Origin of the sequence: Microbispora corallina (assembly GCF_016863035.1) — a bacterium.
GTDB classification, from domain to species: Bacteria; Actinomycetota; Actinomycetes; order Streptosporangiales; family Streptosporangiaceae; genus Microbispora; species Microbispora corallina.
Genome location: NZ_BOOC01000033.1, coordinates 105,767 through 129,170, shown reverse-complemented (window position 1 = coordinate 129,170; position 23,404 = coordinate 105,767). Strand labels below are relative to the sequence as shown.

The window sequence follows — 23,404 nt, the reverse complement described above, 5'->3', positions numbered from 1 at the left end:
GAGGGCAGTGGGAAAGACAAGAGCTTAGCGACGGCCGGCGGATGCCGAAACGGATTTTCCGTGCGTGTCGCCGTCCGGCGGCGCGGGTATCTGTACCCGGGTGACGCGCACCTGGGTTCCGCCTGTGATCCCGGCCGTGGCCTGTCTGCTGCTGGCCGCCCTGTGGGGCATGTCGGTGTTCGACGGGTGGGGCCAGGAGGCGTTCTGTCCGGGTGCGCCCTCCTCGTGGGAGTGCGCCGACCGCCTGACCATGGTGATCATGGTGTCGGGACTGGTCGCGCTGGCTGCCGTGGCCGTGACGGCGACCGCCTGGCTGGCCCGGAGGGAGTCCCTGTTCGGCACGGCCGTGCTGTTATGGCTGGCCGCGGTGGGCGTCCTGTTCGTCGGCGGCGTCGTCGCCCAGTAGGTCGTACGACACCACGTGGATGATCCATGCCCAATAGGATGGGCAAATTTGGTGAAATTTCAGGACATTGGGGTATAGCCGCCATCACGGCTCTGTGATGCGGGGGTAATGCTCCGAGGGGGTGGTGCGGGTGAACCGGCCCAACGGCATCTCCTGGGTCTAGGGAGTGTCCGCAGGACACGTCCCTAGGCCAGGACCTGTACAGGACCGCCCGGCGAGGCTCATCTCGCCGGGTTCTCCTCGCCGACGTCGTCGGCGTCGATGATGTGGTAGGCGTACCCCTGCTCCGCCAGGAACCGCTGCCGGTGCGCGGCGAACTCCTGGTCGACCGTGTCGCGGCTGACCAGGGAGTAGAACCGCGCGCCGCCGCCGTCGGCCTTCGGCCGCAGCACGCGGCCGAGCCGCTGCGCCTCCTCCTGCCGTGACCCGAAGGTGCCCGACACCTGGATGGCCACGGCGGCCTCGGGGAGGTCGATGGAGAAGTTGGCCACCTTCGACACCACGAGGACCTGGATCTCCCGGTCGCGGAACGCCTGGAACAGCCGTTCCCGCTCGCGCACCCGGGTCTCGCCCTTGATCACCGGCGCGTCCAGGTGCTCGCCGATCTCGTCGAGCTGGTCGATGTACTGGCCGATGACCAGCACCTGCTCGCCGGCGTGCCGCCGTACGAGTGCCTCGGCGACGCGGACCTTCGACGGCGTGGTGGAGCAGAACCGGTAGCGCTCGTCGGGCTCGGCCATGGCGTAGGCGAGCCGCTCGTCCTCGCTGAGCGTGACCCGGACCTCCACGCAGTCGGCGGGGGCGATCCAGCCCTGGTTCTCCATCTCCTTCCACGGCGCGTCGTACCGCTTGGGGCCGATGAGGGAGAACACGTCGCCCTCGCGGCCGTCCTCGCGGACCAGCGTCGCGGTGAGGCCGACGCGGCGGCGCGCCTGCAGGTCGGCCGTCATGCGGAAGATCGGCGCGGGCAGCAGGTGGACCTCGTCGTAGACGACGAGCCCCCAGTCGCGGGCGTCGAACAGCTCCAGGTGGCGGTAGACGCCCTGCCGCCGGGTCGTCATCACCTGGTAGGTGGCGATGGTGACCGGCCGGATCTCCTTCTTGGTGCCCGTGTACTCGCCGATCTCGTCCTCGGTCAGGGACGTGCGGCGGAGCAGCTCCTGCTTCCACTGGTGGGCCGAGACCGTGTTGGTCACCAGGATGAGCGTGGTGGCCTGGGCGTGCGCCATGGCCGCCGCCCCGACGATCGTCTTGCCCGCCCCACAGGGCAGCACGACGACGCCCGACCCGCCGTGCCAGAACGCGTCGGCCGCGTCCTTCTGGTACGGCCGCAGGGCCCAGCCGTCCTCGCGCAGCTCGATCGGGTGGTGCTCGCCGTCGACGTAGCCCGCGAGGTCCTCGGCGGGCCAGCCCAGCTTGAGCAGGGTCTGCTTGATGTTGCCGCGCTCGGAGGGGTGGACGGCGACGGCGTCGTCGGAGATGCGCTCGCCGAGCAGCGGCTGCACCTTCTTGGAGCGCAGCACCTCCTCCAGCACCGCGCGGTCGGTGGTGGTGAGGATCAGCCCCTGGATCGGGTGCTTCTCCAGCCGCAGCCGCCCGTAGCGGGACATCGTCTCGGCGATGTCCACCAGCAGCGCGTGCGGCACCGGATAGCGGCTGTGGCCGATCAGCGCGTCGATGACCTGCTCGGCGTCGTGCCCGGCCGCGCGGGCGTTCCACAGCGCGAGCGGGGTGACCCGGTAGGTGTGGACGTGCTCGGGGGCGCGCTCGAGCTCGGCGAAGGGCGCGATGGCCTTGCGGCACGCGTCGGCCTTCTCGTGGTCGACCTCCAGCAGCAGCGTCTTGTCCGACTGAACGATCAGCGGCCCGTCATTCAATGCCCACTCCCTCGTACGGCTATCGCTAATCAAACAAGAGATCGAGCCGAATCAGTCCCCGTTTCACCGAGCCGGGTCAGCCGGTGTACTGCGCGACGCCCGTGATGCGGTGCAGCGCGAAGCGGTGGACGGTGGCCCGGGTCTCGTCGTACGCCGTCAGGTAGCCGCCCTCCATCCTGGCCGGTTCGAGGATGCGGCTGGTGGCGTGGCCCTGGGAGTCGAGATAGCCGATCCAGACCCGCGCCCCCTCGCGGATCGCCTCCTGCAGGGCCTGGATGGTGGCGGTCGCCGGGGAGCGGGGGACCTGCCCGCCCGGAGCGTCCGACGGCCGGCGGCGGGTCCGGTGGGCCTCGTCGCCCGCCCTGATCGCCCGTACGGCGGCGGCCACGACCTCCGGGTCGGGACCGCTCACATTGTGCGCCCGGGGGAGGATCTGGCCCTCGGTGCGCCGGGCGTCGGCCCGCGCGACGACGACGTCCCCCTCCAGCGACTCGGCGACCGGGGCGTAGCCCATCGCGCGCAGCGAGTCGACCAGGGCCGCGCGGGACGTCTTCGACGCCAGCACGGTGGGCGCGAGCCGCCGCAGCCGCAGCAGCCCGGCCCGCTTGTCCGCGAGCACCTCGTCGAGCAGCGCCGGGTCGTCGCAGCGCACGTACGCCGAGGCCGTGCCGACGCGGATGCGGCCGTGCCGGCGGGCCACGTCGGTCACCAGGTAGCTCAGCGGCTGGGGGACCGGGGTGGCCGAGTGCTTCTCCAGCATGGCGAGCACCTCGTCGGCCGACTGCCCGGCGTCGAGCGCACGCCGGATCGACTGCTCGCCGAACCGGTAGACGGTCGCCCCGCCCTTCGACTCGACGTCGGCGGCGAGGGCCAGCCAGCGTCCGAGGTCGCCGGTGAGCGGGCCCGGCGCGACGGCCGTGAGGTCGGCCTGGAGCAGCACGTGGTCGACGGGCTCGGGCAGCAGCGGCGCCAGCAGCGCGGCGGCGACACCGGAGGCGTCGGCGGCGGTTCCGGCGCCGATCACGGCCCTGCCGTGGCCGGCGAGCACACCGAGACCGGTGACGCCGATGTGCTCGGCCTCCCGCAGTGCGAACTCGGCGAGCCGGTCGCGCATCGCGGCCCGCCGCCGGGGCTGCTCCCAGGCGAGCCGGGCCAGCACGGACTCCGGCGTCGGCGCCACCCCGGGGCCCGCCGCGGCGAGCACGGCCATCGTCCTGGTCCTGACCTGGGCGGCGCCCGGCCTGCGGAGGTCGGGGTGGAGGGCGTTCAGCGGGCGGTCGCGCTCGTCGCGCCCCCCGATCAGGCCGGGCACGCGGTCCATCCCGGCCCAGGCGGAGGCGAGCAGGGCCCAGCGGTCCTCGGTGGCCTTGACCCGCCAGCCGTCGTACCCGCCGGTCGGCAGCCACTCCCCGTCGCCCGCCGCGACCAGCCCGGCCGCCAGGCACACCTCGGCGACCAGCCCCGCCGCCCACTCGGGCAGGTCGAGCAGTTGCGCCGTCCGCTTGAGGTCCCGTACGGCGAGGCCGCCGGCGCGCAGCACGCCCGGCGGGTCGACGCTCCACAGCTCGCACAGCTCCTCGACGGTGCGGGCGAACGCGAACGCCTGCCCGGCCGCCGTGCGGTCGGCGCGGTCCTGGTCGCGGACGGGGCCCTCGAGATCGGGCGGGCGGGGGGACAGGTCGCGGTGGACGCGGCCGCCGCGCAGGAACAGGCCGACCTCGCGGGGAAGGGCGACCGTCTCCTCGCCGGTGGCGCCCAGCAGCGCCCGGGCGAGCAGCTGCTCGACCGGCGACTGGGCGGCCGCGGCGGCGACCTCCCTGCGGGCGTTCGGCAGGCGGCCGCTCGGCGGCCCCCAGGCCAGCTCCTCCAGCGCCGCCCGCGCCTGCGGCGACACCTCGCCGACCAGGCGGCCCACCGCGTCGTGGTCGGCCAGCAGCGCGGCCAGCCGCTCGCGGGGAGCGCGGCCGCCGGCCGGGCCGGAGCCGTCGGCGTGGACGTCGGCGAGGATCGTCTCCAGGTGCTCGGGTGGGTGGTGGCGGAACACCTCGGTGGCCGGGGGCCCGAGCGCGGCAGGGGGTTCGAGGGCCTCCGCCACCCCGGGCGCGGGCAGCAGGGCGTCGTCGCCGCGCTCGTCCGGGTGGTCGTACACGAGGGCGCGGGTGCGGAGCCGGTCGAGGGCCTCGTCGAGGGCGGCGTCGAGCGCCTCCGCGCCGGGGGCGCCCGCGCAGGCCCGGGCCAGCGGCGACCGCAGCGCCTCGCGAGTGGCCGGGCCCGGCTGCAGCGCCAGCGTCTCCAGCACGGCCAGGGTGAACCGGTCAAGCCGGTCGAGTGCGCGGCCGACGGCCGACGGGCTGCCCGCGCGGGCCGCGAGCCCCTCGATGTGGGCGGGGACGGGAGTGACGAGCTCGGGCCGCGCCGCCACGAGCGCCCGCAGTCGCTCGTCAGAGCGGCCGCGCAGCCACTCGCTGAACTCCGTGCCCATCATCGTTTCCATCGTATGGCCCGGTTCGCCCCGGCCACCCGGAGCGCGGCGGAGATGTCGACGGCGGGCGGGCGAGTGGATCGCCGTATGCGAAGGGGCTTACTCCCTACGGATGGGTCCACGAGGCCCCTCTGTGGGCATAACCTACATCCATCACCTTCACGACAGTCTGAACGAGGTCACCCCTGTGCCGAGTGGCAAGGTCAAGTGGTACGACGCCGACAAGGGTTTCGGCTTCCTCACCCGCGACGACGGCGGTGAGGTCTTCGTGCATTCCTCGGCGCTGCCGAAGGGCGTGGAGGGGCTCAAGCCCGGGCAGAAGGTCGAGTTCGGTGTGGCCGAGGGACGCCGCGGTCAGCAGGCCCTGTCGGTCCGGGTCCTTGAGCAGCCGCCCACACTGGCCAAGGCGGCCAGGCCCAAGGCCAAGCGGAAGAAGCCGGACGAGATGGTCGTCATCGTCGAGGATCTGATCAAGCTGCTGGACGACATCTCCAACTCGTACCAGAAGGGCAAGCACCCGGACGTGGCGCACGCCAAGAAGATCGCCACCGTGCTCCGGGCCGTCGCCGACGACCTCGACGGCTGACGCCGCCCCGTCCCGGCGGGACGCCCTCAGGAGGGCGCCGCCTCCAGCCGGCGGCGGCGCAGGGCGAGCAGCCAGCCGAAGGAGACCGCGAGCCCGGCCGACACCACGGCGAAGGCGGCCGGGCCGCCGACGTACAGGGACATGACGAGGCCGAGCAGGCCGCCGAGCACCCAGGCGATCTGCAGGAGGGTCTCCACGACCCCGAACGTGGACGAGCGGACCTCCTCGCCGATCTCGCGCTGCACGATCGCGTCGAGCGCGAGCTTGCCGAGCCCCTGGGCGAACGCGCCGACGAGGGACACGACCGCGGCCGTCCAGATGTCGAACAGGAACGCGGCGGCGATCGTGGTCACCGTCGCCACGGCGAGCGTCGCCAGGACCGTCAGGTGGGGCGAGCGCGAGCGGGTCCACGAGCCGACGGCGGCGCCCCCGAGACCGCCCACGCCGGCCGCGACCGCCAGCAGCCCCAGCGACACCTTCTGGTCCATGCCCCGCAGGTGGCCGTCCTGCACGAGGAACAGCAGGAAGAACACGAGGAAGCCGCTCTGCACGCGTACGGCGGCGTTCGCGGTCATCGCCTCGGTCACCACCCGGCCCATCGTGACCATGGTGCGCCACCGGGACGCCGGCTCCTCGCCCTCGTCCGCGGCCTCCAGGTCGGGCGCGTCCACGTGCCGCGGCAGCCGTACGGCGAAGACCCCGGCGAGGAGGAACAGCGGCATGGTGAGGCGCAGCACCCAGTCGGGACCGATCAGGGCGGTGAGCCCGGAGCCGGCGCCCGCCCCGGCCCCGGCGGCGACCAGGGCGAACAGTGCGACCCGGGAGTTGGCCGTGACCAGCGGGATGTCGGCCGGCAGCACGCTCGGCATGATCGCCGCGCGGGAGACGTTGTAGGCCTTCGACAGCACGAGCACGGCCAGGGCGGACGGGAACAGCGTGACGGCGTCCGAGGAGTGCACCGCCCCGGCCATCCCCCAGCACAGCAGCCCCCGGGCCAGCAGCGTTCCGGCCATGATGTAGCGGCGGCCGGAGCGCAGGCGGTCGAGGACCGGCCCCACGAACGGCGCCACCACGGCGAACGGCACCATGGTGATCAACAGGTAGAGGGCCACCTGGCCGCGCGCCTGGCCCACCGGGAGGCGGAACAGCAGCGCCCCGGCGAGCGCGACCGTGATGAGCGCGTCACCGGCCGAGTGGGCGGCCGTCAGCTCGATCAGCCGGCCGAGCCCGGTGCGACCCGCTCCATGCGCGTGCGTCAGACGGCGGGTCGCCCGACCGGGCGCCGCCACGGCATGGATAACGCTCGTCCAAATATTCGCCATAGGAGCCGACAGTCCTTCCAGCATTCCCCATCGAGCCGGTGCGGTCCGCTCGCGGCGTGGGTGAAAATGGAGTGTGAGTCGTACCCGAATCCGTAGCACTCCAGTCGACCCGGCCTGTGCGGCGGCGGTCGACCTGGCCCGACAGGCCGCCGAGGAGATCGCTCGCCCCGGCGAGGTGGGGGAGCACCTCGGCTTCGACAACGAGGGCGACCGGGTCGTGACCCACTACTTCGAGTGCCTGGACCGGGCGTACCGGGGCTGGCGCTGGGCCGTCACGGTCACCCGCGCCTCCCGCGCCCGCAACGTCACGGTGAGCGAGACGGTGCTGCTGCCGGGCTCCGGCGCGCTGCTCGCCCCCCGCTGGGTGCCCTGGAACGAGCGGCTTCGGCCCGGCGACCTCGGAGTGGGCGACCTGCTGCCCGCGGAGGCCGACGACGACCGGCTCGTCCCCGGATACGCCGCGACGGACGAGGAGGTCGACCGCCAGATGGTCGTCGAGCTCGGGCTCGGCCGGGCCCGCGTGCTGTCGGCCTTCGGCCGCGACCTCGCCGTGCGCCGCTGGCACTCCGGCGACTCCGGCCCGCACACCCCGATCGCGAACGCCGCGCCGGCGCAGTGCTCCACCTGCGGCTTCTACTGGCCGCTCGCGGGCGCGCTCGGCCTCGGCTTCGGGGTCTGCACCAACGAGTACGCCCCGGACGACGGCAGGGTCGTCGCCGCCGACCACGGCTGCGGCGCCCACTCCGAGGCGACCACGGTCCCCTCGATGGTCGTGGACGCCCCTCCGCCGATCCTCGACGACCTGGGCTACGACCTGATCGAGACCGGCTCGGCCGACGAGGCCGGGTCCGAGCCGCTCGGCCAGTCCTGACGGAGACGAGGTCGATGTTCGACACCGATCGCCTGCGCGAGACGGTCCTCGCGGCCTGGACGGCCTCGCCCGCCCGCTTCCGCGAGGACGCGAACGCGGAGGAGGACTTCGCGCTCGGCGGCTACCGCGACCGGCTGGTCGTGGAGCTCGCCCAGAACGCGGCGGACGCCGCCCTGCGCGCCGGCGTGCCCGGGCGGCTGCGCCTGACGCTCGCCGGCGGCGTGCTGCTCGCCGCCAACACCGGCGCCCCGCTCGACGCTGCGGGCGTGGAGGGGCTGAGCACACTGCGCGTCTCGGGCAAGAAGGGCGAGACGGGCGCGGCAGGCCGGTTCGGCGTCGGGTTCGCCGCCGTGGTGTCGGTCTCCGACGCGCCGGCGATCGCGTCCCGGGAGACCGGCGGCGTGCGCTGGTCCCGCGAGGAGACGGCCGCCCTGGTGGCCGCCCGTCCGGAGCTGGCCGCCGAGCTGGCGGGCCGCGAGGGCCACGTCCCGCTCCTGCGCCTGCCGTTCGACGACGACGCGCTCCACGTGCCCGACGGCTTCGACACGATCGTCCGGCTCCCGCTGCGCGACGACGCGGCCGAGCGGGCCGTACGGCGGATGCTGGAGGAGGCGGGCCCGGCGCTGCCGCTGGCGATGCCCGCCCTGGAGGTCGTCGAGGTCGAGGTCGGCGGCGAGGTCCGCGCGATCTCGGCAGAGGGGTGGCACGTCGTCGCCGAGTCGGGCACGTTCGGCCCGGACCAGGTGGCCGAGCTGTTCGCCGACCGGCCGACCGAGGAGCGCGCCCGGCCGTACTGGGAGGTCCGCTGGGCCGCCGGCGGGGCCGGAGCCGTGCCCCGGGTGGTGCACGCCCCCACCCCGAGCGACGAACCGCTCGACCTGCCCGCGGTGCTGATCGCCACGTTCCCCATGACCACCGACCGGCGGCACGTGGCGCCGGGCCCGCTCACCGACTTCCTCGTCGCGCGCGCCGCCGAGGCGTACGTCCGGCTGATGGGGGAGCTGCCGGCCACCCCGGCCCTGCTCGACCTCGTGCCCGGCCTGATGGGCAAGGGCCCGCTCGACGCCGCGATCAGGGGCGAGATCGTCCGGATGCTGCCGCCGACCCCGCTGCTGCCCACGGTCTCCGGCGACGTCGTGCCGGGGGCCGAGGCGCGCGCCGTGGCCGGGCCGGCCGAGTTCCTGGCGCTCGTCGCCGACATGGTGCCCGGGCTGCTGCCGGCCGGCTGGGCGTCCCGCCACCCGGGCCTCGCCACGCTGGGCGTCCGGCGCGTGGAGCTCGCCGACGTCGTCGACATGCTGTCCGGCGAGGCCGTGGAGGACAAGGGCCCGTCGTGGTGGCGGTCGCTCTACGAGGCGCTGCCCGCCGACGACCTGGAGGCCCTCGGGGCCCTCCCGGTGCCGCTCGCGGACGGCCGCCTGGTGCGCGGCCCGCGCGGCACGCTCGTGCTGTCGCAGGAGTCCGGCTCCCTGGACCCCGCCCTGCTGGCGCCGCTCGGGCTGCGCATCGTCCATCCGGACGCCGTGCACCCGCTGCTGCTGCGGCTGGGCGCGGCCGAGGCGACCCCCAGGGCCGTGCTGGAGGACCCGCTCACCCACGCCGCCGTGGCCGAGTCGCTCGACAGCGCCGACCCCGAGCCGGTGGCCCAGGCCGTGCTGGCCCTGGTGCAGGCGGCCGGGCTGACGGCGGGCGAGGCCCCCTGGCTCGCCGAGCTGGCCCTGAGGGGCGCCGACGGCGAGCTCTACCCCGCGGGCGAGCTTCTGCTGTCCGGCGGCTCGCTGGCGGGGCTCATCGACCCCGAGGTGCCGTTCGGCGTCGCCGCGCCCGACCTCGTGGAGAAGTACGGCGCGAACGTGCTGGCGGCCACCGGCGTGCTCGACGGGTTCGCGGTCGTCAACGACGAGGACGTGCTGCTCGACCCGGCCGAGTGCGACCACGAGCTCGACCTCGAGGACGAGTGGCTGGAGGCCGTGCTCGACCTGCTGCCTGAGCTCGACGTGCCCCCGGTGGCGCGGGAGTTCACGGCCGTCCGCGACCTGGAGTACGTCGCCGACTGGGCCTCCGCGCTCCCGCTGCTGGCCAGGCCGCCGCTGCGGGCCGCCCTGCGCCCGCTCCGGCTGCTGGTCGCGGGCGAGACGGTCGAGGTCCCCTCGTACACCGCCTGGTGGCTGTCGCGGCACCCGGTGCTCGGCGGCAGCCGCCCGGCCGCGCTGCGGCTCCCCACCGGCGACCCGCTGCTGTTCGGCCTGTACGGCGACGCCCCCGCCGTGGTGGACGACGAGGCGCTGACGATGATCGGCGTGCGGTCGTCCCTCGACGCGCTGCTCGCCGCGCACGGCGGGCCGGAGGAGCTGCTCGACCTGCTGGCCGACCCCGCGATCGAGGTCGACCGGGCCCAGCTCCGCGCGCTGTGGATCGCGCTCGCGGCCGTCGACCCGGGCCGGGTGAGCCCGCCCGAGGCCGTCCGCGCCGTGCTGAAGGGCCAGGTCACCGTGGCGGACGTCGACGACGGCGCGGTCGTGGTGGAGGCGCCCGACCTGCTGGCCCTGGTGGAGGACCGGCCGCTCGTGCTGGCGCCGTTCGACCTGGCCGAGGCGTTGTCGGAGGTGCTCGACCTGCCGCTCGCGGGCGAGGCCGTGACCGGCGCGGTGACCTCCTCGGGGACGGAGAGGCCGGTCGCGCCCGAGGTCCGGTCGCTGCTGCCGGCAGCCCCCGCGACGTATGTCGAGCACGACGAGCTTCTGGTGGACGGGCGGCCGGTGCCCTGGCGGTTCTTCGAGGGCAGGGTGCACGCGTCGGGCGTCGAGGGGCTGGCGCGCGGCCTCGCGTGGGCCGCGGGGCAGTGGGGCGACCGGCTCGCGGTGGCCGCGCTGCTGCGCGACCCCGCGCGGGTGCCGCTCCTGCTCGCCGAGGCCGACCTGGACCCGGTGGCGTCCCTGTAGCCGTCCGCCCGCGATCCGCCGGGAGACGAGTGGCGGGAGGTCAGCGGCGGGAGTCGCGGCGGCGGACGTAGAGGAGGCCGAACAGTCCGAGCCCGATGCCGGCGACGCACGTCCAGACGGGCCGGGTGTCGGCGGGGCGGACGACCAGCGCGACCACGACGAGGGCGACGGCCCATAAGGCCGTGCCGGTCAGGATCGTGAGCGTGTCCTTCGTCTTGAGGGGCTCGGGATCCGGGCGCCGCTGCTCAGTCACAGAATCAAGCTTAATGCCCGCCCCTTTATGACAAATCGGTCACAAAAGGACAACGCTGGTCGCAGGACTCTTTCCGCTGGTGGTAAGGCCCTGTCACTCTGCGCGCGTGACTGAGAACCGACCTGAAACCCCCAGTTTCCTCGATCGCTACTTCTTCATATCGGCGCGCGGATCCAGCGTGGGCCAGGAGGTCCGCGGCGGCTTCGCCACGTTCTTCACCATGGCCTACATCGTCGTGCTCAACCCGATCATCATCGGCACCGTGGCCGACAAGACGGGCCAGTTCCTCGGCGACGGCGCCGCCCCCAACCTCCCGCTCGTCGCGGCGGCCACGGCGTTCGTCGCGGGCGTGCTCACGATCGCGATGGGCGTGTTCGGCCGGGTGCCGTTCGCGCTGGCGACCGGGCTGGGCCTGAACGCGTTCGTCGCCTTCGGCATCGCGAGCCAGGTGTCGTGGGAGGACGCCATGGGCCTGGTGGTCCTGGAGGGCATCGTCATCGCGATCCTGGTGGCGACCGGCTTCCGGGTCGCGGTCTTCCATGCCATCCCGGCCGAGTTGAAGACCGCCATCAGCGTCGGCATCGGCCTGTTCATCGCGCTGATCGGGTTCGTGGACGCCGGGTTCGTGCGGCGGATGCCCGACGCGAGCAACACCACTGTTCCCGTGAAGCTGGGCGTCCTCGGCAACGGCTCGCTGACGGGCTGGCCGACCCTCGTCTTCGTCGTCGGCCTGCTGGTCACCGCGTTCCTCGTGGCCAGGAAGGTCAAGGGCGCGATCCTGCTCGGCATCGTCGGCACCACCGTCCTCGCGATCGTCGTGGAGGCGATCGCGAAGCTCGGCCCGCAGGTCGTGAACGGCAAGGCGGTCAACCCGGACGCCTGGAGCCTCACGGTTCCTACCTGGCCCTCCACGGTGTTCGGGACGCCCGACCTGTCGCTGCTCGGGCAGTTCAGCCTCTTCGGGAGCTTCGGCAAGATCGGCGGCCTGGCGGCCGTGATGTTCGTCTTCACGCTCATGCTGGCGGACTTCTTCGACACGATGGGCACGATCGTCGGCGTCGGCCGGCAGGCCGGGCTGGTCCGGGAGGACGGCACGGTCGAGCGCACCCGGGAGATCCTGCTGGTCGACTCGCTCGCCGCGGCGGCCGGCGGCGCCGCGAGCGTCTCGTCCAACACGACGTACATCGAGTCGGCGGCCGGCGTCGGCGAGGGCGCCAGGACGGGCCTCGCGAGCGTGGTCACCGGCCTGCTGTTCCTGGTGGCCATGTTCTTCGCGCCGCTGACCGAGATCGTGCCGTTCGAGGCGGCCACCCCGGCGCTGGTGATCGTCGGCTTCCTCATGATGACGCAGGTCAAGGAGATCGACTTCAGCGACTTCGAGACCGCGATCCCGGCGTTCCTGACCATCGTGCTCATGCCGTTCACGTACTCGATCACCGCCGGCATCGGCGCGGGCTTCGTGAGCTACGTCGCGATCAAGGCGTTCCGCGGCAAGGCGTCGCAGGTCCACCCGCTGCTGTGGCTGGTGGCCGCGCTGTTCGTCGTCTACTTCGCGCTCGAGCCCATCAAGAGCCTGCTCGGCCTGGGCTGAACGGCAGGGAGGCCGGTGCGGACGGGGTCGCGACCCTGTTCCGCCCGGCCTCCCGCCGTCTCACGGGGGTGAACGGAGCACAATGTACGGTTTGCCGGAATAGGACCCAGACCTATATAGTTAGCGAAGGTAATGACTTATGCTAACGAACGCCCAGAACCTTCGCAGCGACGCCGGTCTCGCCTCCGCGTTGCGCGTCTCGCTCGCGCGCTTGACGCGGCGAATGCGCAAGCAGGCCGCCCACCACTCGCTGACGCCCACCCAGCTCGCGACGCTGGCCGCCGTCGAGCGTCAGCCCGCCATGACCCCAAGCGAGCTCGCGGAGCACGAGAAGGTGCAGCCGCCCTCGATGACCCGTGTGATCGCCAAGCTGGAGGAGCGGGGGCTGCTGGCCCGCAGCCCGCACCCGAGCGACCGGCGGCAGGTGACGGTCAGCGTGACGGCGGCGGGGGCGGCGCTGCTCAAGGAGGAGCGCCGCACCAAGGAGGCGTGGCTGGCCCAGCGGCTCAAGGAGCTGACGGCCGAGGAGCGGGCGACGCTGCGCGCGGCGGCGCCGATCCTGGAGAAGCTCTCGAAGATGTAGGCGGCATGTTCCGCTCGCTGCGGAACCACAACTACCGGCTGTTCGCGGCCGGCGGCGTCGTCTCCAACATCGGGACCTGGATGCAGCGCACCGCCCAGGACTGGCTGGTGCTCGACCTCACCCACGGCAGCGGCTCGGCCCTCGGCGTGACGGTCGCCCTGCAGTTCCTGCCGGTGATGCTGTTCGGCCTGTTCGGCGGCATGCTCGCCGACCGCTACCCGAAGCGCAGGGTGCTCGTCGTGGCCCAGTCGCTCATGGGCCTGCTCGCGCTGACCATGGGCGTGCTGGTCACCACCGGGAACGCCCAGGTCTGGCACGTGTACGCCATGGCGTTCACCTCGGGCCTGATCTCCTGCGTCGAGGTGCCCACGCGGCAGTCGTTCGTCGTCGAGATGGTCGGCCGCCGGGACCTGCCGAACGCCATCGCGCTGAACAGCTCGACGTTCAACCTGGCCAGGGTCGTCGGCCCGGCCCTCGCCGGCGTGCTCATCTACTGGATGGGCACCGGCCCGATCTTCCTGCTGAACGCGGCGTCGTTCGCGGCCGTCATCGCCGGGCTCGTCCTCATGCGGGCCTCCGAGCTGCGCAGCCCCGAGCCCGTCCCCCGGGCCAAGGGCCAGCTCCGCGAGGGCCTGCGCTACGTCGGGGGCCGTCCCGACCTGATGCTCCCGCTGCTGATCGTGGCGTTCATGGCGATCTTCGCGCAGAGCTTCTCGACGAGCATCGCGCTGATGGCCCGCCAGGTGTACGGCGCGGGGGCGTCGTCGTTCGGCATCGCCTCCAGCGCGTTCGCCGTGGGGGCCTTCGGCGGCGCCCTGCTGGCCGCGCGCCGCGTCAAGCCGAGCCGCCGGTTCCTGCTCGCCGGGGCGCTGTGCTTCGGCCTGTTCCAGGTGGCCGCCGGGCTCGCGCCGGTCTACCCGGCGTTCCTCCTGCTGCTCGTGCCCGCGGGCATGGCCATGATCACGGTCAACACGACGGCCAACACGATCGTGCAGCTGGGCGCGTCCCCGGCCATGCGCGGCCGCGTCATGGGGATCTACGTGCTCGTCTTCACCGGCGGCGCGCCCATCGGGGCGCCCCTGGTCGGATGGCTGAGCGAGCTCGCCGGGCCGCGCGTCGCCGTCGTCGCCGCCGGCACGCTGAGCATGGCCGGCGTCGGCCTCGCCGTCCTGGTGACGCGGGCCGTCGCGGCGCGGATCGCCGCCGGGGCACAATCGCCGCGTGAGCAGACTCTTCGTGGCACTGCTGCCGCCGCCTGAGGTCCTGGAGGAGGTCGCCGAGTCGCTCGGCCCCGTACGGCCCCGGTGGCCGGGCCTGCGGTGGATCGACCCGGCGCTGTGGCACGTGACGCTCGCCTTCCTGGGCGAGGTGCCCGACCGCGTGCTGCCCGGCCTGAGCACGAGGCTCACCCGGGCCGCCGCCCGGCACGCGGCCGTCACGCTGGCGTTCGCCGGGGCGGGCGCCTTCCCCTCCGCCGGGCGGGGACGGGTCTTCTGGCTCGGCCTGGAGGCCGAACCGCCCCTGACGCGGCTGGCGCAGTCGCTCGCGGCGGGCGCCGAGCGGGCCGGGGCCGGGGAGGCGGACCGCAAGCGGTTCCACCCCCACCTGACCCTGGCCCGTTCACGCGACGGCGACGACCTGCGACCGCTCGTGGGCTCGCTGGACGCGTTCAGCGGCCGGCGCTGGACGGCGGACGCCGTCCACCTCGTTCGCAGCCACCTGGGTCCGCGGGTGCGCTACGAGCCGGTCGAGGCCTACCCATTGGGCTCCCCGGACTAGGCTCCAAGGCGTGGATCGTCCTCGTCGCTGGCTGCTGCCCACGGTGCTCACGCTGCTCGTGCTCATCGTCGTCGTCGGGGCTCTGCTCAACTCCTGAGCCGCCGCACGGCTACCAGGCGTACTCCTCCGGGGCCGTCTTGTAGCCCGGGAAGATCTCGTCGAGCCGCGCCAGCGCCTTGTCCGACAGCGTGAGGTCCGGCACCGCCAGCGCCCCGTCGAGCTGCTCGATCGTCCGGGGGCCGATGATCGGGGCGGTCACCGCGGGCTGCGCAAGCAGCCAGGCGAGCGCCACGTTGGCCGGCTCCTCGCCGATCTCGTCGCAGAACGCCTCGTACCGCTCGATCTTGTCCCGGTGCTTGGCCAGCTCGTTGACCACGCGATCCGCGGCGGAACGGCCCTTGTCGATCTTCCGCAGGATGCCGCCGAGCAGCCCGCCGGCCAGCGGGCTCCACGGGATCAGGCCCACGCCGTAGTCGAGGCAGGCCGGGATCACCTCGAGCTCGGGCGCCCGTACGAGCAGGTTGTAGTGGGTCTGCTCGCTCACCAGGCCGAGGGTGCCGCGGCGGGCCGCCGACTCCTGGGCCTTCGCGATGTGCCAGCCCGCGAAGTTGGACGACCCCACGTAAAGGATCTTGCCCTGCTGCTTCAGGATGTCCATGGCCTCCCAGAACTCCTCGAAGGGCGTGTTCCGGTCGACGTGGTGGGCCTGGTAGACGTCGATGTAGTCGGTCTGCAGCCGCCTGAGCGACGCCTCGCAGGCGCGACGGATGTTCAGGGCGGACAGCAGGTTCTCGTTCGGCCAGTCGCCCATCGCGCCGTACAGCTTGGTGGCGATGACCGTCTTCTCCCGGCGCCCGCCGCCCTGGGCGAACCACCGTCCGATGATCTGCTCGGTGACCCCCTCTCCCTGCTTCCAGCCGTACACGTTGGCGGTGTCGAAGAAGTTGATCCCCACCTCGTGTGCGCGATCCATGATCGCGTAGGAGTCCTCTTCGGCGGTCACCGGGCCGAAGTTCATCGTGCCCAGGCAGAGCGGGCTGACCTTGAGACCGGTCCGGCCGAGTTGTCGGTAATCCATGTCCTCCACCCTATGAACCTGGAGTGGACTCCAGTCGAGGGACACGGCCGTCGGCCGCCGTCGGCGCGAGGCCGTCCTTGACGGGAGCGGGCCCGGGGTTTGTGGTGTTCGGGATCCGGGCGCGACGCGGGGAGGCGGCGGATCGGGAATGATGACCGCATGGGGAGCACGCCGGCGGGGGCCGTACGGATCAGCCGGCGGGCGATCGGCGTCCTCGTTCTCGCCGGGGCGGCGCTCCTGCCCACGGCTCCGGCGGCCGGGGCGGACGACGACCGGCCGCTGTTCCGGTTCAAGGACGCCCGGATCACCGAGTCGAGCGGGCTGGCGGTCTCGCCGACGCACGACGGCATCGTCTACACGCACAACGACAGCGGCGACGGGCCGAGGATCTTCGCGGTGGGCGAGGACGGGCGCACCAGGGCCACGTTCACGATCGGCGGCGCCACGGCCCGCGACTGGGAGGGCATGGCGGCCTCGGTGGACCCGGCGACCGGCCGGGGCGTGCTGTGGATCGCCGACATCGGGGACAACCTCGAGGGCGCCTGGCCGTACGTCACGGTCTACAAGGTGACCGAGCCGCGCACGATGCGGGACGCGACGCTTCCGGCCACGGCGTACCGCCTGCGCTACGAGGGCGGCGGCCGCAACGCCGAGGGCGTGATGGTGAACCCGCGCACGGGCCGGCTCTACGTCGTCAGCAAGGAGATGAGCGGCTCGGTCTACGAGGCCCCGGCCCGGCTCCGCACCGACCGGGTCAACGTGCTGCGCAAGGTGGGCCCGGCCCCGCTCATGGCGACGGACGCCGCGTACGCGCCGGACGGGTCGGCCTTCGTCATCCGCACGTACTTCTCGGCGTCCGTGTACAGCGCCCCGGGGAAGCTGATCGCGCACGTCACCATGCCGCCGCTGCAGCAGGCCGAGTCGATCTCCTACACCCGGGACGGCACGGCCCTGCTGACCGGTTCCGAGGGAGCGGGCAGCCCGGTCTACCGCGTGCCGCTCCCGCCGGAGGCGCGCGGGTGGCCGGCGTCGCCCTCGGCCCGCCCGCGGGCGGCCAAGCCCTCCGGACGCCCGTCGCCGCACGCCTCGCGGGCGGAGGGCGAGCCGGGCGGCGTGCCGCTCTCGATGACCCTGTTATGGCTCGGCGTCGCCGTGGGCGCCATCGGCGTCATCGCCGCCGTGGCCTATCGCACGGGCCGCTGACCCGCGTCGCACCGGACACGGGCCGGCGGCCCGTCACTGGGATCCTCCGGATTCCTCCGGCTCACCGGGGACGCGAAGCCTTCACGCCCCGGGGCCGGTGAAACCTTTTCAGGCTCCCGAGTAGACGCGGTGGACGAACTCGGCGAGCTTGCTGTCGGGCAGCTCCTTCGCCAGGTCGGCCTCGCTGATCATGCCGACGATGCGGTGGTTCTCGATCACCGGCATCCGCTTGATCTTGTGCTCCTCCATCTTCACCAGCGCGTCCTCCACGCTGGTCTCGGCGTCGCACCACACGAGCCCGTGGGCGAGCTCGCGCGCGGTCATCTGGTCGACGTCGCCGCCTTCGGCGATGCACTTGATCACGATGTCGCGGTCCGTGATGATCCCCTTGAGGCGGTCGTCGTCGCCGCAGATGGGCAGCGCGCCGACGTCCATGTCGCGCATCATCTGCGCTGCGGTCCGTAGGCTGTCGTGCTCGCCGACGCACTGGGCGCCCGCGTGCATGACGTCACGGGCCCTCTTCCCGGCTCCTTGGGTGGTCATGGTCGCCCCCAATCATTGCGCTTTTGGGGTTTATGCCCGATTTGTCGAGAAGTCACTGGAGTCGCGGGACGAAATGCTCCCCCGGAGCGCCCGCTCCACCAGCGCGATCGACTCGGCCAGTCGTACGAGCCGGGGACCCTCCTGGCGGTAGGCGTCGAGCACGGCCTCGACCGCGTGCGGCGGCAGGTGGTCCTTCAGGTCGACGGCGGCGCCGCGGTAGCCCTCCCTGGCGGCCTCGATCGACGCCCGGACGTGCTGGCGGGCCATCCGGGCGAGCGCCAGCGGATGGCGGCGCAGCACGCCGTATCCGCGGTAGTCCGGCGGGACGGCGTCGAGCAGCCACGACACGGCCGAGACCTCCCAGTCGGGGCTGTCCGGCGGCCGGACCTCGGGCGGCCAGCCCGGTGGCACGTACACGCCGCGACTATACCGAACAGAAGTTCGATCACCGAGGATCGGGGCGGCTGCGTCACAATGTCGGGCATGGGACACCACCGGCCGCGGGCGGTACCCGCATGAGGATCGGGATCGTCGGCGCGGGGATCCTCGGCCTGGCCGTCGCCCGGGAGATGTCGCGGGCGGGCGCCGAGGTCACCGTGCTCGACAAGGAGGACCGCGTCGCGGCCCACCAGACCGGGCACAACAGCGGCGTCGTCCACGCCGGGATCTACTACGCCCCCGGGTCGCTGAAGGCCACGCTGTGCCGGGACGGCGTCGCGATGCTGCGCGAGTACTGCGCCGAGCACGGCCTGCCGTACGACGAGGTCGGCAAGCTCGTCGTGGCCTCGTCGCGCGCCGAGCTGCCCGGGCTGCGCCGGATCGCAGCGCGGGCCAGGGAGAACGGCGTGCCCCGCATCGCGGAGCTCGACGGGCTCGGCCTGCGCGAGATCGAGCCGGACGCGGTCGGCGTCGGCGCCGTCCACTCGCCGCGCACCGCGATCACCGACTTCCCGGCCGTCGCGCGCCGCCTCGCCGCCGATGTGGCCGCCTCCGGCGGGTCCGTACGGCTCTCGCATCCGGTGCGCGGGATCAGGGAGAGGGCCGGGGCCGTCGAGGTGGCGGCGGGCGGCACGGTGTTCCGCTTCGACACCCTGATCTCCTGCGCCGGGCTCGGCACCGACCGGGTGGCGGAGCTGGCCGGAACCCCCGGCGAGGTGCGGATCGTGCCCTTCCGCGGGGAGTACCACCGGCTGGCCGGCTCGGCCAAGAGCCTGGTCCGCGGGCTCATCTATCCCGTTCCCGACCCCCGTTACCCGTTCCTGGGCGTCCATCTCACCCGCCGGATCGACGGCGAGGTCCTCGTCGGCCCCAACGCGGTGCTCGCCCTCGCGTTCGAGGGGTACACCTGGCGCGACGTCTCGCCCCGCGATCTGCGCAGGATCCTCGGCTGGCCGGGGACGCGGCGGATGGCGGCCGCCCACTGGCGGACCGGCGTGCGGGAGGTGTACGGCTCGGTGGCGGGGAGCGCGTTCCTGTCGGCCGCCCGGCGCTACGTCCCGGCCCTGACCGCGGCGGACCTGGAGAGGACCGGAGGCGGCGTGCGGGCCCAGGCCGTGGCGCGCGACGGCCGGCTGCTCGACGACTTCGCGATCGACGTGCACGGCAGGATCGTCCTGGTCCGGAACGCCCCGTCCCCGGCGGCCACCTCAAGTCTGGCCATAGCCCGTCATATCGCCTTAACAGTTCCCTTACCGAAAAGCATCTAGAGTGCTTCCGCCATGGTCGTTGAATCTGCCGAAGCCCGGCTGCTGATCGTCGAGGACGAGCCGAACATCCTCGAGCTCCTCGCGGCCAGTCTCCGATACGCCGGTTTCGAGGTCACCACCGCGTCGAACGGGACCGAGGCGGTGTCGGCGGCGCAGCGCCACCGGCCCGACCTCATCGTGCTCGACGTCATGCTGCCCGACATGGACGGGTTCGACATCGTCCGCCGCCTGCGCGGGGGCGGCACCCACACGCCCGTCGTCTTCCTCACCGCCAGGGACGCCACCGAGGACAAGATCCGCGGGCTCACCCTCGGCGGCGACGACTACGTCACCAAGCCGTTCAGCCTGGAGGAGGTCGTCGCGCGCATCCGCGCCGTCCTGCGCCGTACGGCGGGGGACCCGCTGGGCGCGCCGCCGCGCCTCACGTTCGCGGACATCGAGCTGGACGAGGAGTCGCACGAGGTCTGGCGGTCGGGCACCGCGGTCCCGCTGTCGCCCACCGAGTTCAAGCTGCTGCGCTACTTCATGGCGAACGCCGGCCGGGTGCTGTCCAAGGCCCAGATCCTCGACCATGTGTGGGACTACGACTTCCGGGGCGACGCCGGGATCGTCGAGTCGTACGTGTCGGTGCTGCGCCGCAAGCTCGACAACACCCACCCCCGGCTCATCCACACGCTGCGCGGCGTCGGATACGTCATGCGGGTGCCCCCGGCCGGCGTGTAGGCCGTGTCCGGACGCACGCCGCTGCGGATCCGTCTCAGCGCGGCGATGCTCGCGCTGGTCGCGGTGGCCCTCGCGGTCATCGGGGTCGGCAGCGTGTCGGTGCTGCGGGACTACCTGGTCACCCGTGTGGACATGCAGGTCGGCATGGTGGCGCGCGAGGCCGCCATGAGGCTCGAGCGCGGCCCGGCGTTCTTCGGCAGGCTGCGGGTGCCGCCCGACGGCCGCGTGGAGGTGCGCGACACCTCAGGCAGGACGCTGCTCGCCCAGGCCGGAATGGCCGTCGAGGGCCGTCCCGGGCCGGGGGCCGTGACCTCCACCGAGCCCCGGACCGTCGCCGCCACATCGGGAGACGGGCTCTGGCGGGCCCGGGTCGTGCCGATCGACGGGTTCGGCTCGGTGGTCGTCGCCGTCGACATGGCCTCGGTCCGGGAGATCACCACCCGGCTCGCGCTCATCGAACTGCTCGGCGGCGGCCTGGTCATGGCCGGGCTCGCCGTCGTCGGCGTCGTGATCGTACGGCGGAGCCTGCGGCCGCTCGCGGAGATCGAGGCGACCGCGGAGGCCATCGCCCAGGGGCATCTCGGCAGCCGCATCCCCGACCGCGACCCGCGTACGGAGGTCGGGCGGCTCGCCCGGTCGCTCAACGGGATGCTCGCCCAGATCGAGGCGGCGTTCGCCGCCCGGGCCGCCTCCGAGGCCGCCGCCAGGGAGTCCGAGGCCAGGATGCGCCGGTTCGTCGCCGACGCCTCGCACGAGCTGCGGACCCCGCTCACGTCGATCCGGGGGTTCGCCGAGTTCCACCGGCAGGTGCCGGACGCGGACACCACCCGGCTGATGTCCCGCATCGAGAGCGAGGCCGCCCGCATGGGCCTGCTCGTCGAAGACCTGCTGCTGCTCGCGCGGCTCGACCAGCAGCGCCCGCTGGCCCGGCAGCCCGTGGACCTGCTGGCCCTCGCGGCCGACGCCGTCCACGACGCCCGGACGCTCCGCCCCGACCGCGACGTCTCCCTCACCATCGAGGGGGAGACCGCCCTGATCGTCTCAGGCGACGAGGTGCGGCTGCGCCAGGTGGTCGGCAACCTGATGAGCAACGCCACCACCCACACCCCCGAGGGCACCCCGGTCACCGTGCGGGTGGGCAGCGAGGGAGACCAGGCCTTCCTGGAGGTCGCCGACAAGGGACCGGGGCTCACGGCCGAGCAGGCCGCCCGGGTGTTCGAACGGTTCTACCGCGCCGACCCGTCACGGACCCGGCCCTCGGGAGGCGCCGGTCTGGGCCTCGCCATCGTCGACTCGCTCGTACGGGCTCACGGCGGGACGGTGAGCGTGCGGTCCGAGCCGGGGGCGGGCGCGGCCTTCCGCGTCGTCCTCCCCCTCAGTCCCGAAGCGCTGCCCTGACCCCCCTCTCTTCCCGGCGGCCGGGCCCGTGCCGAGGGACCGTCAGGCGCCCGGGAAGCCCTCCTGGGGGAAGCCGCCGCCGGCGGCGTCCGCGGGGAGGACGACCTCGTCGCCGTCGGAGAGCCCGCTGAGGATCTCCACGTAGCGGTCGCCGCGGACGCCGACCTTCACCGTCCGCCTGACCTGACCGCCGCCGCTGCGCACCGTCACCGTGGTCGTGCCGTCGCCCGCCGTCCGCACCGCCTGCGCAGGCACGTACAGCGCGCCGGACGCCTCGCCCGTGAGCACGGAGACGCTCGCGCTCTGTCCGAGGAGCAGCCGGGCCGGCCGGTTGTCGAGGCTGATCGTCACGCCGTACCGGACGAGCCGGCTGCTCGTGGTCGCCGTCGGGTCGATGTGGGCGACCTCGCCGGCGTACGTCTGGCCCGGCTGGGTGGCGAACGTGATCGTGGCCTTCTGGCCCAGCTTGAGCACGCCGACGTCCGACTCGGTGAACATGGCCTGGACCTCCAGGTCGGAGAGGTCTCCGAGGGTGATGAACGTCCCGGACGTGTAGTGGGTGCCGACGGTGCCCGCGACGGTCAGCACGGTGCCGTCCGCGGGCGCCTTGATCTTCACGCCCGCGAGCGCGTCCTTCGCGTCGCCCAGGTCGGTGGTGGCCTTGCTGACCTGCGCCTCGGCCTCCGCCTCCGTGAGCTGCCGGCCGCCGCCGCTGCCCTGACCCCCTTGGCCGCCCTGGCCGCCGCGTCCGCCGAAGCCCTGGCCCGCTCCGGCGCCCCGGCCTCCCTGGCCGCCCTGGCCCTGGGAACCCTGTGAGCCCTGCGAGCCTTGGGGGGCGCAGGCGGTGGACGACGGGCGGGGGGTCGGCGTGGGGGAGGCGGTGGGCGTGGGAGCGGTCGGCGGGATCGACACGCTGACCGTGACCGTCGGGGTGGGCGCCGGATGGTGCGGCTTGCCGTGACCGTGCCCGTGCCCGTGGCCGTGCGACCCGCCGGGGGCCGGGGTCGGCTCCGGGCTGGGGGACGCGGTCGGGTGCGGGGTCGGCCGGGGGGTCGCCGTGGGCTCCGCTGTCGGCCGGGGCGACGTGGGCGGGGTCGCGGGCGTCGTCCCGGTCACCGTGGTCGCGTACGCGACGAGCGCCACGTTCGCCGAGGTCCCTCCGGTCGTGAACGGAGGATCGGCGAGGGCCGCGGTCGTCGCGCCGGCCCCGGACGGCGTCGCCGCCGGGAGTGCCACGGCGGGCGCCGTCAGGCTCGCGGGCTGCGCGCCGGCGCCGGATCCTCCGGGGACCATGCCGGTGGGCGACGGCGAGGGGTGTGCCGTGGGCCCTGTGCTGGGCCGTGTCGTGGGCTGGGCCGTCGGCCGCGGTGTCGGCCGGGCCGAGGAGGTCGGGCACTGCGGCTGCGACCCCCCGGCACCGCCACCCGAACCGCCTGCCCCAGAACCACCGCCTGAGCCGCCCGCGCCGGAACCGCCGCCCGCACCTGAGCCGCCGCCGGCGCCGCCCGAGCCGCCTGCCCCGGACGAGCCCCCGGCACCCCCGCCTCCTCCGGAGAAGCCGCCCGATCCGCCGCGCGCGCCGGAACCGCCGCCCGAGCCGCCGGTCCCGCCGCCCGCAGAGGAACCGCCCGATCCGCCTGCGCCGGACGTGCCCCCGGATCCGGCGGGCACCGCGACGCCGTTCCGTACGTTGTCGAGGGTCTCCTGGGCGGCGGCGAGGGCGGCCTTGGCGGCGTCGTAGTCCTCGCGGGCGACGGTGTCGTCGACGCGGGCGAGGACCTGGCCCTTCTCGACCTTGTCCCCGGGCTTGACGTACACCTTCTCGACCGTGCCCTCCGCGCCGAACGCGAGGTCCCGCACGCCGTCGTCGACCGTGTTGCCGGCGGCCGAGACGTACGACGTGACCGTGCCGCGCGCGGCGGCCGCGAGGGACACGGGGGCGACCGCCGGCGAGCCGCCCGCGGTCGTGACCGCGACCACGCTCGCGACGACGACCGCGGCCAGCGCCAGTCCCCCCACGCGGACGGGAGTCATCGAGCTCATGGCGGACATCCTGCTGAC

General features: G+C 73.7%; 20 protein-coding genes. 12 read left to right on the top strand and 8 right to left on the bottom strand.

Going from position 1 to position 23,404, the window contains the following annotated elements:
• Nucleotides 1–100 precede the first annotated feature (100 nt).
• Nucleotides 101–406, top strand: coding sequence for a hypothetical protein (locus Mco01_RS29260; protein ID WP_157099924.1), 306 nt, complete (start codon nucleotides 101–103; stop codon nucleotides 404–406).
• 221 nt (nucleotides 407–627) lie between these two features.
• Here Mco01_RS29260 and Mco01_RS29255 read toward each other — a convergent pair whose 3' ends face one another.
• Nucleotides 628–2,283 carry a DNA repair helicase XPB gene (locus tag Mco01_RS29255; RefSeq protein WP_204060077.1) on the bottom strand — a complete coding sequence of 552 codons (1,656 nt, stop codon included), beginning with the start codon at nucleotides 2,281–2,283 and terminating at the stop codon, nucleotides 628–630.
• 76 nt (nucleotides 2,284–2,359) lie between these two features.
• A complete protein-coding gene (locus tag Mco01_RS29250) occupies nucleotides 2,360–4,768 on the bottom strand; it encodes a helicase-associated domain-containing protein (RefSeq protein WP_307825682.1) in 2,409 nt (802 codons plus the stop codon).
• Between the two features lie 184 nt (nucleotides 4,769–4,952).
• Here Mco01_RS29250 and Mco01_RS29245 point away from each other — a divergent pair, with 184 nt between their 5' ends.
• Nucleotides 4,953–5,351: a cold-shock protein gene (locus tag Mco01_RS29245; protein ID WP_204060076.1), complete on the top strand. Its 399-nt coding sequence runs from the start codon at nucleotides 4,953–4,955 to the stop codon at nucleotides 5,349–5,351.
• A 26-nt stretch (nucleotides 5,352–5,377) separates the two neighbouring features.
• Here Mco01_RS29245 and Mco01_RS29240 read toward each other — a convergent pair whose 3' ends face one another.
• Nucleotides 5,378–6,640, bottom strand: a complete 1,263-nt coding sequence (locus Mco01_RS29240; RefSeq protein ID WP_239103992.1) for an MFS transporter — start codon at nucleotides 6,638–6,640, stop codon at nucleotides 5,378–5,380.
• 106 nt (nucleotides 6,641–6,746) lie between these two features.
• Between Mco01_RS29240 and Mco01_RS29235 the strand changes: the two genes are divergently transcribed.
• A complete protein-coding gene (locus tag Mco01_RS29235) occupies nucleotides 6,747–7,544 on the top strand; it encodes a DUF3027 domain-containing protein (RefSeq protein ID WP_204060074.1) in 798 nt (265 codons plus the stop codon).
• Between the two features lie 14 nt (nucleotides 7,545–7,558).
• Complete coding sequence (locus Mco01_RS29230; protein ID WP_204060073.1) at nucleotides 7,559–10,486, top strand: sacsin N-terminal ATP-binding-like domain-containing protein; 2,928 nt, start codon at nucleotides 7,559–7,561, stop codon at nucleotides 10,484–10,486.
• 40 nt (nucleotides 10,487–10,526) lie between these two features.
• On the opposite strand, the gene Mco01_RS29225 is transcribed toward Mco01_RS29230, so the two are convergent.
• Nucleotides 10,527–10,739, bottom strand: a complete 213-nt coding sequence (locus Mco01_RS29225) for a DUF2530 domain-containing protein (protein ID WP_036332736.1) — start codon at nucleotides 10,737–10,739, stop codon at nucleotides 10,527–10,529.
• Nucleotides 10,740–10,959: 220 nt separating this feature from the next.
• On the opposite strand from Mco01_RS29225, the gene Mco01_RS29220 reads away from it, so the two are divergent.
• From Mco01_RS29220 to thpR, 4 genes are all read left to right on the top strand, one after another.
• A complete protein-coding gene (locus Mco01_RS29220; RefSeq protein ID WP_204060105.1) occupies nucleotides 10,960–12,330 on the top strand; it encodes an NCS2 family permease in 1,371 nt (456 codons plus the stop codon).
• 139 nt (nucleotides 12,331–12,469) lie between these two features.
• On the top strand, nucleotides 12,470–12,913 hold the full coding sequence (locus Mco01_RS29215; RefSeq protein ID WP_204060072.1) for a MarR family winged helix-turn-helix transcriptional regulator: 444 nt from the start codon (nucleotides 12,470–12,472) through the stop codon (nucleotides 12,911–12,913).
• A 5-nt stretch (nucleotides 12,914–12,918) separates the two neighbouring features.
• On the top strand, nucleotides 12,919–14,172 hold the full coding sequence (locus Mco01_RS29210) for an MFS transporter (protein ID WP_204060071.1): 1,254 nt from the start codon (nucleotides 12,919–12,921) through the stop codon (nucleotides 14,170–14,172).
• Complete coding sequence (thpR, locus tag Mco01_RS29205; RefSeq protein WP_204060070.1) at nucleotides 14,135–14,692, top strand: RNA 2',3'-cyclic phosphodiesterase; 558 nt, start codon at nucleotides 14,135–14,137, stop codon at nucleotides 14,690–14,692. The genes Mco01_RS29210 and thpR overlap by 38 nt, the downstream gene beginning before the upstream one ends.
• 109 nt (nucleotides 14,693–14,801) lie before the next feature.
• Here thpR and Mco01_RS29200 read toward each other — a convergent pair whose 3' ends face one another.
• Complete coding sequence (locus tag Mco01_RS29200) at nucleotides 14,802–15,770, bottom strand: aldo/keto reductase (protein ID WP_204060069.1); 969 nt, start codon at nucleotides 15,768–15,770, stop codon at nucleotides 14,802–14,804.
• A 159-nt stretch (nucleotides 15,771–15,929) separates the two neighbouring features.
• Between Mco01_RS29200 and Mco01_RS29195 the strand changes: the two genes are divergently transcribed.
• A complete protein-coding gene (locus tag Mco01_RS29195) occupies nucleotides 15,930–16,973 on the top strand; it encodes a hypothetical protein (protein WP_204060068.1) in 1,044 nt (347 codons plus the stop codon).
• A gap of 108 nt (nucleotides 16,974–17,081) precedes the next feature.
• Here the strand turns inward: Mco01_RS29195 and Mco01_RS29190 are convergent, their stop codons facing one another.
• Both Mco01_RS29190 and Mco01_RS29185 read right to left on the bottom strand, forming a co-directional pair.
• The gene (locus tag Mco01_RS29190) at nucleotides 17,082–17,516 is read right to left on the bottom strand and encodes a CBS domain-containing protein (RefSeq protein ID WP_204060067.1); all 435 of its coding nucleotides are present in this window, start codon (nucleotides 17,514–17,516) and stop codon (nucleotides 17,082–17,084) included.
• A 30-nt stretch (nucleotides 17,517–17,546) separates the two neighbouring features.
• Nucleotides 17,547–17,933 (bottom strand): hypothetical protein, encoded by a 387-nt coding sequence (locus tag Mco01_RS29185; protein WP_204060066.1) that lies wholly within the window; start codon nucleotides 17,931–17,933, stop codon nucleotides 17,547–17,549.
• A gap of 98 nt (nucleotides 17,934–18,031) precedes the next feature.
• On the opposite strand from Mco01_RS29185, the gene lhgD reads away from it, so the two are divergent.
• From lhgD to Mco01_RS29170, 3 genes are read left to right on the top strand one after another with little or no spacing between them, the layout of a single operon-like run.
• Entirely contained in the window at nucleotides 18,032–19,222 is a 1,191-nt protein-coding gene (gene lhgD / locus Mco01_RS29180) for an L-2-hydroxyglutarate dehydrogenase (RefSeq protein ID WP_204060065.1), read from the top strand.
• Between the two features lie 12 nt (nucleotides 19,223–19,234).
• Nucleotides 19,235–19,945: a response regulator transcription factor gene (locus Mco01_RS29175; protein WP_204060064.1), complete on the top strand. Its 711-nt coding sequence runs from the start codon at nucleotides 19,235–19,237 to the stop codon at nucleotides 19,943–19,945.
• A 3-nt stretch (nucleotides 19,946–19,948) separates the two neighbouring features.
• Nucleotides 19,949–21,343 (top strand): HAMP domain-containing sensor histidine kinase, encoded by a 1,395-nt coding sequence (locus Mco01_RS29170; RefSeq protein WP_239103990.1) that lies wholly within the window; start codon nucleotides 19,949–19,951, stop codon nucleotides 21,341–21,343.
• Nucleotides 21,344–21,385: 42 nt separating this feature from the next.
• On the opposite strand, the gene Mco01_RS29165 is transcribed toward Mco01_RS29170, so the two are convergent.
• The gene (locus Mco01_RS29165; protein WP_204060063.1) at nucleotides 21,386–23,386 is read right to left on the bottom strand and encodes an efflux RND transporter periplasmic adaptor subunit; all 2,001 of its coding nucleotides are present in this window, start codon (nucleotides 23,384–23,386) and stop codon (nucleotides 21,386–21,388) included.
• Between the last annotated feature and the right edge of the window lie 18 nt (nucleotides 23,387–23,404).

Excerpts from the sequence above, each read along its gene's own strand:
- Mco01_RS29210 (WP_204060071.1), top strand. The coding sequence starts at position 12,919 with ATGTTCCGCTCGCTGCGGAACCACAACTACCGGCTGTTCGCGGCCGGC.
- Mco01_RS29190 (WP_204060067.1), bottom strand. The coding sequence starts at position 17,516 with ATGACCACCCAAGGAGCCGGGAAGAGGGCCCGTGACGTCATGCACGCG.
- Mco01_RS29250 (WP_307825682.1), bottom strand. The coding sequence starts at position 4,768 with ATGATGGGCACGGAGTTCAGCGAGTGGCTGCGCGGCCGCTCTGACGAG.
- Mco01_RS29220 (WP_204060105.1), top strand. The coding sequence starts at position 10,960 with ATGGCCTACATCGTCGTGCTCAACCCGATCATCATCGGCACCGTGGCC.
- Mco01_RS29230 (WP_204060073.1), top strand. The coding sequence starts at position 7,559 with ATGTTCGACACCGATCGCCTGCGCGAGACGGTCCTCGCGGCCTGGACG.
- Mco01_RS29165 (WP_204060063.1), bottom strand. The coding sequence starts at position 23,386 with ATGAGCTCGATGACTCCCGTCCGCGTGGGGGGACTGGCGCTGGCCGCG.
- lhgD (WP_204060065.1), top strand. The coding sequence starts at position 18,032 with ATGAGGATCGGGATCGTCGGCGCGGGGATCCTCGGCCTGGCCGTCGCC.
- Mco01_RS29175 (WP_204060064.1), top strand. The coding sequence starts at position 19,235 with ATGGTCGTTGAATCTGCCGAAGCCCGGCTGCTGATCGTCGAGGACGAG.
- Mco01_RS29215 (WP_204060072.1), top strand. The coding sequence starts at position 12,470 with ATGCTAACGAACGCCCAGAACCTTCGCAGCGACGCCGGTCTCGCCTCC.
- Mco01_RS29195 (WP_204060068.1), top strand. The coding sequence starts at position 15,930 with ATGGGGAGCACGCCGGCGGGGGCCGTACGGATCAGCCGGCGGGCGATC.
- Mco01_RS29200 (WP_204060069.1), bottom strand. The coding sequence starts at position 15,770 with ATGGATTACCGACAACTCGGCCGGACCGGTCTCAAGGTCAGCCCGCTC.